This window comes from Bacillus cereus group sp. MYBK195-1 (assembly GCF_051916605.1).
In the GTDB taxonomy this organism is placed as follows: Bacteria; Bacillota; Bacilli; order Bacillales; family Bacillaceae_G; genus Bacillus_A; species Bacillus_A cereus.
In genome coordinates this window covers 290,449-301,990 of record NZ_JBQAGZ010000004.1, presented here as the reverse complement: position 1 = coordinate 301,990, position 11,542 = coordinate 290,449, and the positions used below count along the sequence as shown (strand labels likewise).

The window sequence follows — 11,542 nt, the reverse complement described above, 5'->3', positions numbered from 1 at the left end:
TTAATATACAGTTTATTAAATATATTTTGAAGGAGTGGAAAAATGATTAAATTCAAGAAATTATCTACATTATTACTTGTAAGCGCTTTACTGGTATTACCTACAAGTGCAAGTGCAGCAAATCTTTATGGTGTTGTGAGTAATAAATGGGATGGAATTGGCACTATTCAGGAAGCTGTAGGTATCGATGGGGATACTATTTTTGTTGGAAATTCTACTGATTTAGCTGTATTAAGCACTGAATCTGGTGGATCAATGGTTGCACTTGAAAAGAACAAACCTTCTTTTCCTACAAAAGGCATTGTAAAAACATCTGATGGTAACTTTTTTATTGCGGGTACATCAGGAAAATGGAAAGTTGTAGATTCATCTGCAGGTTTAGTTGATCAAGGACAACTATCGGACAAACGTAATCCGAGATTTGTTAAGAAACTATTGGATGGAAGGCTTTTATTAGTTTACGATAAAGGTTATTATGCTATTCTTGATGGTGATTCTTATGGCGTAACACGAACAGGAAAATGGCCAAATGATTGGAATATTAACGATTCAATTCAGTTATGTGGACACCTGATCTTGATGGTAGGTGATAAAGGAAAATATCAAGTCATGTCACTAACAAATGGAAACGTAATCAACTTTGGGGATTGGGGATCAACAAAACATGATATTACGTCAATTGACAGACTTTCTGATGGTACTATAATAGCTGTTGGAGAGGGTGCAAAATTCGCCCTTTTTAATAAAGAAGGGGAAAAGATTGAGAGTTCAGAACTGACTGATCAAGAAAGTAAAAATTATAAATGGAATAAAGTGGTGGCCCTCAAGGATAAACATGCAATAGTAATTAGTTCCACTGGTCAGATGCTTTTGGTTCAGATTGACGGAAATAATAAAATTTCTGTTAAAGCAAAAACAAAATTAAATAATTATACTTCTAACGGCACTGTAGTAAAAATTAAAGATAACCAAGTATTCGTTACCCTTTCTAGTGGTCGATATATGGTTTATCAAGCAGATTTATAAAAATTCGAATTCAATAGTAAAACCTTTGAAATGCAACAACTTTATTATATATCATTAAATTTAAATATAAAAATAACTAAGGGGGATTATTTTGAAAAAAATATACTTGTGTGTTGGTTTTTTGATGGGGTTTATAGTATTTAATTTGGATGGTATTAAAGTTGAAGCTGCTGAGCTAAATGTAGAGCAAATAAAACATTTAGAGTCTTTAGGTTTCACTAAAGAAGAAATTTCGGACATGCCTGAAATGGAAATAATGAAAAACTTAGAAATTGATGGCCAAGTTGTAGCTACCAATGAAAAGTTTATTAAAGTTACTGAAAATGGGGTTAATAATTCAAGTAAAGAAATTGAAATTGATCAGAACACATATTTAAATGGAATTCAACTTGAAGAAGCAAAAAGAGTTCAAAAAAGCAATGGTGTGGCAAAACTTTCTAGCGATACAAGTACCACATCTTATAAAAAAGTTACAACTAATATAGTCTCATTAAAAGCGAAACAAAAATACAGAGTAAAAACTTCAATAGAATGGAGTGTTATGCCTAGTAATAGAAAAATAGATGTTATAGGAACAAGTATTAACAGTTCTTTTTGGGCTCCTTCTCAAGGATCACAATACGGACAACAAAAATGGAAGCTAAAGTATGATTGTAACAAAACTAAATCTAAGAGTGCAACTTATACCAAGGACAGCAACAAATGGTCAAAAGGGCCTTCTGGCTATGCTTTAAATATTGATTTACCTAATAATGTTACTAAATCCTACGCTTGTTATAACGAAAAAGTACTAACTTTATCCGCATTCTCTTATTATACAGTTGATAAATTAGCAGCTACTACTCAGTTAGATGCTTATGGTAAGTACTTGCATCAAGAAACAACATTCCAAGTTTCTCCGTCTATATCGTTTTCACCTCTTACATTCGGAGTTTCAGCTAGTCAATCTGATAAATTTACAGAAACTACTACACATGCACAAGTGAAATTCTAAAAATTTTTAAAAAGATTAGCAAATGCTGTACTGGAAGGAGTACGAGGTGTTGCTCCAATGAAAGAAACACAAAAATCTATACAACTTTCTGAACAAAATTTTAGTAACGCTTCAACTAATTTACCTGAATTTGAAACAAAACTAAATAGTAAATAGTTAAAAAAGAGAGCTACGCTCTCTTTTTTAGTTCTCAGTAAAATCTAATTAATTGTGAAATTCAACTGAAATTTAATTCCACATAAGAAACAAAAGGCATTTATGAAGGGTCTGCTTTTTTAAAATCAAGATATTCATATGATTTTAAATGATAAAATTTAGCTAAAAGTACGACTTGGGATAAGAAAACATACCGTGTGACTAAAATTTATGGTTTTAAAGATTTCAGGGTTAATTTCATATAAGAATTCATTCGCTGCTCTAGAGAGTACTCTCCACCTAAAAGACACCAGTCTAATATAATCCCTCTAGCAACTGTAAAAAGATATGTTGTTATTTCTTCTACACTCATATCATTTGTTAATTCTTTTTCAAATCTTCCTTGATTAACAAAAGTGTTTAGAGTTTTGTAAATTAATGAAGGTTCATATGCAAATATTTTTTTGTTGAAATCGTTAAGGAGATTTATATGTAACTCTAATTTAGTAGTATATTTAGCTATGCATTGAAAGAAATTCAAAATAGTTTTTTGTATTGTCGTATGTTGAGTTATACTTTCCAATTCTTCATTTAGGTTTTCTTCAATTTGTTGAAATAACTTTTGATAAATATCTTCTTTGGAAGAGAAATAATGATAGAAAGTACCAATAGAGATATTTGCTTTTTTACAAATATCTTCAATAGTTATATTTTCAATTTCTTTTTTTTTCGTTAAATTTAAAAATACAAGAAATATATTGTTCTGTGTTTGTAGAGCTTGTTGTTTTCTTTTTGTTAAATTTTTTTTATGCAACCCTTATTCCCCCTTACCTATATAGTAACTGATATCTTGAAAGTGAAAAAGAATTTTGAAACTTTTGATTATTATTGTATAATTTGCATTACACCGAATGGTATTCGGTGAATATCATTCGGTATAATGCAAATTATTTTTTGAGGGGAGATTGTTATATATGAAAACACCTTATCAATCAATCTTTATGATTCCTACAAATAAGCTAGTAGGAAAACAGGCCTTAGGAGACCCATATGAACCATTTGCATGGTATAAGGAGATGCGAGAAAAAGAACCTATTTATTTTAATTCTCAAGCTGACATGTGGAATGTCTTTTTGTACGAAGATGTAAAAAGAGTTTTAGAGGATAAAGAGTTTTTTTCTAATGTTATGCCTGAGAAAAAAAAGTCTCCATTTCCACAAAGTATCCTTGGGATGGATCCACCAAAACATACGCAAATTCGGTCTATTGTACATCGGTCTTTTACTCCTAAAGCATTAAAGGTATGGGAGCCGAGAATTCAACAAATCACAAGTGATATTCTTATTCAATTATCTAATCGTGAAACTTTTGATATTGTCCGAGAGTTATTTTATCCTTTACCGGTTATAGTAATTGCTGAAATGTTAGGTGTTTCTGTTAATGATATGGAAAGATTCAAGAAGTGGTCTGATATTATAGTAAGTTCACCCAGTCATGATGATCCGGATTATTTGAAAGAATTTTTTCATATACGTTTACAAGCAGAAAATGAATTAGAGGAATTTTTTGAAGAAATCATACAACTCAATCGAGGAAAATCAAAAAAAGATTCCAATGACATTATTTCTTTATTAGTTCAAAGTGAAGTAGACAAAAATATTTCGGGCAAGGAAGTAGTATCATTTTGTAAATTACTATTGGTAGCAGGAAATGAAACTACAACTAACTTACTTGGAAACTCATTATATTGTTTAATAGAACATCCAGATGTTTATAAGCAAATACAACAGGATATATCTCTTGTTCCAAAAGCAATTGAAGAAGTACTGCGGTATCGTTCACCAGCTCAAAGAATTGTACGAAAAGTAAAAAAAGAGGTTCAATTAGGAGGCCAAACTCTACAAGTAGATCAAATCATCTCAGCTTGGCTCGGATCAGCTAATCGTGACGCTCTTCATTTTAAAGAACCTGATAGTTTTAACATACATCGTAGTCGAAATCCCCATCTTGCATTTGGCCATGGAATACACTTTTGCTTAGGTGCTCCCCTAGCTAGATTAGAAGCAAAAATTGTATTGACGGAATTAATGAAAAAATATAAATCATTTTCGTTCATTGACCATAATCTTCCTGTCCCTATCTCAAGTGTTAGTTCTGTATATGGACTGAAATCTTTCCCTGCTAAAATTGAAATTATTCATATAAAGTAAATAGTTTGGCTCTGGTACAGGTTGTATTAGAGCCAACTTTATTTATGAATATGCATCAAAAACAAGGGTTGTCATTATTTTTCGAAGATTTATCTCGATATATGTCTCCCGATACATTTAAACAATCCGCTATATAAATCTTACTTTTTAATTGTTGATTTTAGCATTGATTGTTATTTTTGTTAATAAAAAGTTAAATATTTCTGCACAACTTCTGCACATATATAAGTAGTTTCTATGTGATGATATATCAGTCAAGTGAAATGTTTCACATATAGGGTAGGATACATCTTCACTATATTTCCTGCGTAACTTACGCGTACCCGAAACAATTTACTCTCTTGTTATACTTTTACATCAAAGCCCACATACACTACAAAGCATAACAAGAAGGGGACATGAACATGAATAACCGAATGATTAAACATCTGAAAAATTTAAAAATGAACAAAAAAAGTCTAGGAGCTGTTGCATTAGCAGCTGGAATTATTGGCACAACTCTTATTCCTCAAAATGCGTACGCGCACGGATTTGTTGAAAAACCTGGTAGCCGTTCCGCTTTATGTAGCCAAACTTACGGTGCGCTGAATGTAAACTGTGGAAGCATTATGTACGAACCACAAAGTTTAGAAGCTCCAAAGGGATTTCCGCAAGCCGGCCCAATTGATGGACAAATTGCTTCTGCCGGCGGCAAATTTGGTGGTATTTTAGATCAACAAACAATAGATCGTTGGTTTAAAAATACAATTAATGGCGGGGAAAATACGTTTACTTGGAAATTTACAGCGCCACACTTAACAAGCAAGTGGCATTATTACATTACAAAAAAAGGATGGGATCCAAATAAAGCGTTAACAAGAGCAGACTTTGAGCCAATTGGTACTGTACAACATGATGGTTCTGCAGCCTCAAATAATGTAGCGCATAAAATCAATGTACCTACTGACCGTAATGGATACCATGTGATTTTAGCTGTATGGGATGTAGCGGATACTGTGAATGCGTTCTATAATGTTATTGATGTGAATCTGATTAATGATGTGAAACCAGACACAGAGGCACCAAGTATTCCAAATGGTCTTCAAGCTCAAAAAGTAACAGCAAATAGTATTGAACTAACATGGAACGCTTCTACAGATAATGTAGGGGTAAAAGGATATCAAGTATTCCGTAATGGAGAGATGATTGATACCGTACCAGGCACTCATTTTATTAATAAAAAATTACAACCAAGTATGGAATACACTTATACTGTAAAAGCAATTGACACAGCTGGAAATGTATCAAAAGAAAGTGAAGCGCTTACAGTGATAACGACTGTTGAGGCTCCTGATACAGAAGCACCAACACAACCAAAAGGATTACATAGTATGGGAACAACAGCGTCAAGTGTAGATTTAATGTGGAGTCCATCTGACGATAATATTGGTGTAGACCATTACGATATTTATAGAGAAACAGAAGGATCAATGAAAAAGATTGCAACATCCACTACGACTTCTTATTTGGATAAAAACTTAGTTGCTAATACTATTTATAAATATGTAGTGAAAGCTGTTGATGTAGCTGGAAATGAATCTGTACAGAGTGATACTTTCACAGTTACTACAAAAACTGAAAACGCTCCATATGAAGCATGGGATGCAAAGAAAGCATATAAAAAGGGAGATAGAGTTCTACACGAGGGAAAAGTGTATGAAGCAGTCCAGAATCATCAAGGGCATGGGGATCCAAACTGGATTTATGCTTTATCATTATGGAAAACAGTGTAAGCTTTACCTGAATATAAACTAAGAGATAATTGGCTTTGATGTAATAAGAAAAACTTGAGAAATCACTTTACTCTTTATAAAAAAGACGACGTATTCAGCGTCGTCCTTTTTTATCTATTGCATGTTTTAGGATGTTACGAGTTAAAATATAGCATAAATCATTTCCTATCTACATTGTTATACTATTGAACTGTTTTTTATAAGCCCAAAAGTCAACGTTGAGAATTCAAGTGCTTATAAAGAATACTTAGCTAATTGTTCACCCCAAGGTGAAAATTCAGTCTCTATAAATCCTGCTTTTTTATATACAAATTTAGCTGTAAGATTTTCAGGAGCATATCCAATCATAATTAAAGGAATATTTGTCTGATTATTTTGTCTTATCTCATCGATAACCCGATATATAGCTTTTTTACCTACACCTTTCCCTTGAAATCTTTCATCAATCATAAGTCTATAAATCCAATAATTATTATCATCAGGATCAATTCCAAACATAGTAAATCCTATCATTTTTTCATCAAGATAAATACCCTTTGCATAGAAATGATCTAAAAATTGAACTTCTGCGATAGAATAGAGGTTGGAGGAAATAAATGTTTGCTGTTCTTCTTTAACAGACAGTCTAATTGCTTCTTCCCAATTACTTTTGTCAATAGGCTTTAAATAAATTTTCTTCAATTTGATACTCTCCTTCTAATATTGAAGAGGAACCACGTAGTTTATGGGCTAGTAAAACGTTATCCTCTTGTTTTTTTGCCCAATCAAATAAAAATATTTTCTCATCGACATCGCCTCCTTAAAGTTAAAATCACGTCATTATATTCAATATAGTTATATTCTTTATCTATAAATTCTTTTCCTACTGAACAAATCCTATTTCTTTAGCTAATTAATTCAAGGTATATGCTAACAAATATCGGTAGAATTTCTTTACTTACAATTCTATTTCACTTTCAATAAAGTGTGACGTTTTTTCGTTTTGAGGAAGAATATAATTCTTAATTTGATAGCATTGCCATCAACCTATTATTATAGGGATCTCTTTTCTATTTACTTATATTTTCATTGTTACTGAACTTTACTCCATTAGAAGTTTGTTTATATCCCAGGTTGCCTCGTGTGAAAATAAGAATAAGCAAGGCAATAAACCCCAGCCCTATCACTACAAATGTATCTGTATTCTTTAAAACAGCGTTGGTGGAATGAGTTTGTACCAAGCTAAACGTATTTACACTTGCATGAACTAGCATGACAATAAATAAGTTACCGTGATTACAGTTATAGATCCAAGTGAGAATGATTGAGATCGGCAAACACAATAAAATAAAAATTGGCAAGTGAATATATAGGAGAGAAAGGTCAGAACCCGGTCCACCCCTTTGTGCAGCCGTTAAGAAATGTGGAAGATGCCAAAAAGTCCACAAAACACTAAGTAGTAATGTAGCTTTTAACGGTCCAAATTTTGATTGTAATCTAGGCAGAGCGAAACCACGCCATCCAATTTCCTCCGGTAAAGGTCCACCGAGAAAGAAAATTGCTACAAAAGAGATGAGATAGGTTATAAAAAATTCAAAATTAAGGTTACGGAAAGTAGGTATCTCTCCATTTAATATCACCATACCTAGAAACATTGCAGCGGGGATAACAATGAGGGTAAACAAGAGCCACTTCAAACCGACTTTAGTAGATAGGATACTTTTTCTAACTTTTTTCCATGACTCTTTACCTTCAAGGATTCGAAACATGATATACGCCGCTAACATAGGGCCTACAAATGCATTGGCAAAAAAGAAAATATCAAATGCCTTTGTTTTAGGAAAAATACCCCATTGTGATAAGATAAATGGAATTAATACAACCCACGAGAATAAATATGCCATTACAAAAAATGAAGTTAACGGATAGGATTCCAAATACCCTCTCAGACCTGTTGATGAGTTTTTTGATTTTGTTAAATGCTTCAACACAATCACCTCTCCATTTATAAAATACCGTATATGTGCTAATTCTACATATTTTCATAATGAACCTTTTTGACGTAATAGAGTTGGTTTTTTTGTAAGAAAGGAGCGATACATTACCAAAGAAATGTAGAAATTTCTATAACAGTTTCCTTCATTTTCGTGTCTATCTTGAATGCATCTGGGGGAGCGTCTTATGCCTATCAAATTAAAAATATAGACAAGATGAACTTCGTCTTTTAAAACTGAAATATTCTTAATACAGAGGTACACTCAAACAAATGTGGTTATTAGTGCTTCACTAACATGATTCGTTGAACCCTCAATATAGAGGCATACTAGATTATGATGTTTTTCCGTAACAAATATCGTTAAAAGTTTTTAGGTTTAGAGAGAGCTATAGAGGGTATACATACATTATAAAGAGTTGGTTAGAGATAAACTTTATAGTGAATCGGTCTATAAAACTTACATTCTTACTTTAAATAAAAAGGTGGGGAGTATATATGAGGAAAAGGTTAATGAATAAGAGGATTCTATTTATTTTGTGAACGAGGAGCGTGTGAAAAATGAAAAATATGAAACGTAAGCTAGGAACCTTTGCACTTACAATGACTGGGATTGGTTCGATTTTAGGGTCTGGCTGGTTATTTGGTGCATGGAAGGCCGCCAAAATATCAGGAGGGGCCGCTATCTTTTCTTGGGTCTTAGGAATGATTGTAATATTATTTATTGCCTTACCATATAGCGAGTTAGGAGCCATGATTCCAGAGGCTGGCGGAATGGTAAAATATACACAATACTCACATGGAGATTTCGTAGGATTTATTGCTGCATGGGCTAATTGGATAGCCATCGTCTCAGTTATCCCGGTTGAAGCAATAGCGTCTATACAATATATGAGTTCATGGCCATGGGAGTGGGCAAGTTGGGCCAAGGATTTAGTAGACAATGGGATGTTGACTTCCAAAGGTCTTGCAGCGGCTTCTTTACTTATAATCATATATTTCTTTTTAAATTATTGGACAGTTAGTCTATTTGCAAAAATTAATTCATTAATTACTATATTTAAAATTGTAATTCCTGGTCTTACAATTGGTGCATTGCTATTTGTTGGATTTCATGGAGAGAACTTTACTAGTCATCAGGACTTTCATGTATCTAATTGGTCAAATGTATTAACTGCTATGGCAACATCTGGTGTTATTTTTGCATTCAATGGTTTTCAAAGCCCAATTAATATGGCTGGTGAAGCAAAGAACCCAGGGAAATCTATTCCTCGGGCAGTTGTAGGATCCATTTTAATTGCAACTGTAATATATGTATTATTACAAATTGCTTTTATCGGTGCTGTAAATCCTAATATGATAATTAATGGATGGTCGAATTTAAATTTCAATTCACCATTTGCTGATTTAGCGATAGCACTAAATATTAATTGGTTAGTTATTGTATTATATTTAGATGCTTTTGTATCTCCTTCTGGTACAGGTACTACTTATATGGCAACCACATCACGCATGATATACGGAATGGAGAAGAATGGATATTTCCCTAAAGTTTTTGGGAAATTACATCCTATATATGGTGTGCCTAGATTTTCCATGATGTTTAATTTAATGATTTGTTTTGTTTTTTTATTTTTATTTAAAGGATGGGGTGTTTTAGCTGAAGTTATTTCAGTAGCTACATTAATTTCATATGTTACTGGACCTATAACAGTAATGACTCTAAGAAAAACTGCACCCAATTTCCATCGTCCTTTCTATATAAGAAGATTAAACATTATCGCACCTTTAGGTTTCATTTTTGCATCATTAACATTATATTGGGCAAGATGGCCATTAACAGGAGAAGTAATGTTTATTATACTTATGGGTTTACCTATATATTTTTATTATCAATTAAAAAGAAAATGGGTTGGATTTAAGAAGAATTTTTTAGCTGGATTATGGATTGTGGGGTATTTATTATTTATGATTTGTATATCGTACATTGGAAGTGAAAGATTTGGTGGATTAAATATTATAACTTATGGATGGGATATGGTACTGATTTCAATTGTTGCATTTCTATTTTATAGATGGGCTATAAATAGCGGATTTAAAACAAAAGATCTAAAAGTAGCAAAGAAGATTAATCAGAAAATTAGTTAAATAATATACATAAATTAGAAAAATGGATTTATTTTAGACTTTTTTGTGATTAACGTGTCTTATACTGTACTTGTATAACAAAAATATATTGAAAAACACTAAAAAAAAAGAGAAGAAGTTTTAGCTGAAAATAAGAAAAATAATAATCTGTAAAAACCAAGATTAAATGAGCAGCCACGCAGGACCTTATGGACAACATATGTATGGTGTGGAGTAGGATTAATTTTTGCAGGAATTTACTTTTTGGGGATAACACTGGGGATTGCAGCTTTCTTCTATGCAGGAAGGACACACGGGTACTGTAAACACTGTCAGAGTGGGACATAGAGTACCACCAAAAACGAAATTTCGTTTTAATTTACAATGAAAAATTCATCTTGCTTTGTTTAGCTTGACGGATATTCGGTCTCACTACATTGCTATCAAGTTAAGAAATACATTCTTCCCCAAAACGAAAAAATAAGTTGCCCTCTATCAGAAACACAAAATTTTCATCCTGGGGGTTTTATAAAATTATTATGTTGATAATCATGGGGTACCATCAGAAAAATGCGGGTTTACAACGCTATGCCCATTTTTAAGACGCTTCCTTCATTTTTAAAAACGTTAAGAGAGTTTTAGTGGCTTTAAGGAATCTAATGATACTATATTATCCATATTAAAAAGGTTTTCTCCTAATAAATTGATATGTTTCCCTCTAAAGGTGACTATAGATAGCTATCGAAAGGGAACAAATAATGATTTCTTATCATTAGAATTATAGGAAATGAAATAAGACCGCTCCTAATTTATAGGAACGGTTATAAATTTATCATGTGCTGGAGGTCAATCCGAATGGCATGGACTACCGTCTCTAAACAGTATGGACATGAAATTTGACGAGTATACATAAGAATAGTGGAAGCCGTAACGGATTATTAGTTCATGGTACTGAAAGTGTAATTGATCAAATGAAATATAAAATCGCATAAGAGTTTGATATACAACTTGGTGCAGACGCAACCGCTCGTCCAAACAGACTGTTGGTGGTGAAATTACAAAACGTCTAATAGCAATGGCTGAGGAACAACTTTTCGGTCGATTCACTTGCTAATTATATAGTGTATGGATTAGAAGGAGAGATTATAATCTCTCCTTTTTTAATGTGAAAAATTTATGCTCAAATTGTTTTCAAGGAATTTTAAGTAAAAGTACAAACTACTCTTCTAGATAGAAAGAGCTGAGCTAATAGTTAGGGATTCATCATTTTGATGAGGACATACTTAATAATAAAAAGCAGTTAGCA

8 protein-coding genes and 2 pseudogenes are annotated in these 11,542 nt (G+C 32.5%); 7 read left to right on the top strand and 3 right to left on the bottom strand.

Features of this window, described 5'->3' with window-relative positions:
- Window positions 1–42: 42 nt before the first annotated feature.
- The 3 genes and pseudogenes from ACTFRY_RS19830 to ACTFRY_RS19820 all read left to right on the top strand — a co-directional run.
- Window positions 43–1,026 carry a hypothetical protein gene (locus ACTFRY_RS19830; RefSeq protein WP_086391471.1) on the top strand — a complete coding sequence of 328 codons (984 nt, stop codon included), beginning with the start codon at window positions 43–45 and terminating at the stop codon, window positions 1,024–1,026.
- Between the two features lie 91 nt (window positions 1,027–1,117).
- The gene (locus ACTFRY_RS19825; RefSeq protein ID WP_074593953.1) at window positions 1,118–2,020 is read left to right on the top strand and encodes a hypothetical protein; all 903 of its coding nucleotides are present in this window, start codon (window positions 1,118–1,120) and stop codon (window positions 2,018–2,020) included.
- A gap of 15 nt (window positions 2,021–2,035) precedes the next feature.
- Window positions 2,036–2,176, top strand: a pseudogene (locus tag ACTFRY_RS19820) (ribonuclease); the annotation flags it as partial.
- 208 nt (window positions 2,177–2,384) lie between these two features.
- Here the strand turns inward: ACTFRY_RS19820 and ACTFRY_RS19815 are convergent.
- Entirely contained in the window at window positions 2,385–2,969 is a 585-nt protein-coding gene (locus ACTFRY_RS19815) for a TetR/AcrR family transcriptional regulator (protein WP_097863189.1), read from the bottom strand.
- A gap of 160 nt (window positions 2,970–3,129) precedes the next feature.
- Here ACTFRY_RS19815 and ACTFRY_RS19810 point away from each other — a divergent pair, with 160 nt between their 5' ends.
- Both ACTFRY_RS19810 and ACTFRY_RS19805 read left to right on the top strand, forming a co-directional pair.
- A complete protein-coding gene (locus ACTFRY_RS19810; RefSeq protein WP_086391468.1) occupies window positions 3,130–4,365 on the top strand; it encodes a cytochrome P450 in 1,236 nt (411 codons plus the stop codon).
- 404 nt (window positions 4,366–4,769) lie between these two features.
- Window positions 4,770–6,137 (top strand): lytic polysaccharide monooxygenase, encoded by a 1,368-nt coding sequence (locus ACTFRY_RS19805; protein ID WP_071715022.1) that lies wholly within the window; start codon window positions 4,770–4,772, stop codon window positions 6,135–6,137.
- Between the two features lie 234 nt (window positions 6,138–6,371).
- Here ACTFRY_RS19805 and ACTFRY_RS19800 read toward each other — a convergent pair whose 3' ends face one another.
- Both ACTFRY_RS19800 and ACTFRY_RS19795 read right to left on the bottom strand, forming a co-directional pair.
- A complete protein-coding gene (locus ACTFRY_RS19800; protein ID WP_061664243.1) occupies window positions 6,372–6,818 on the bottom strand; it encodes a GNAT family N-acetyltransferase in 447 nt (148 codons plus the stop codon).
- A 368-nt stretch (window positions 6,819–7,186) separates the two neighbouring features.
- Complete coding sequence (locus ACTFRY_RS19795) at window positions 7,187–8,107, bottom strand: CPBP family intramembrane glutamic endopeptidase (protein WP_080451673.1); 921 nt, start codon at window positions 8,105–8,107, stop codon at window positions 7,187–7,189.
- A 563-nt stretch (window positions 8,108–8,670) separates the two neighbouring features.
- Between ACTFRY_RS19795 and ACTFRY_RS19790 the strand changes: the two genes are divergently transcribed.
- Both ACTFRY_RS19790 and ACTFRY_RS19785 read left to right on the top strand, forming a co-directional pair.
- The gene (locus tag ACTFRY_RS19790) at window positions 8,671–10,257 is read left to right on the top strand and encodes an APC family permease (RefSeq protein ID WP_440032409.1); all 1,587 of its coding nucleotides are present in this window, start codon (window positions 8,671–8,673) and stop codon (window positions 10,255–10,257) included.
- Window positions 10,258–11,141: 884 nt separating this feature from the next.
- A pseudogene (locus ACTFRY_RS19785) lies at window positions 11,142–11,350 on the top strand (small, acid-soluble spore protein, alpha/beta type).
- The last annotated feature ends 192 nt before the right edge of the window (window positions 11,351–11,542 follow it).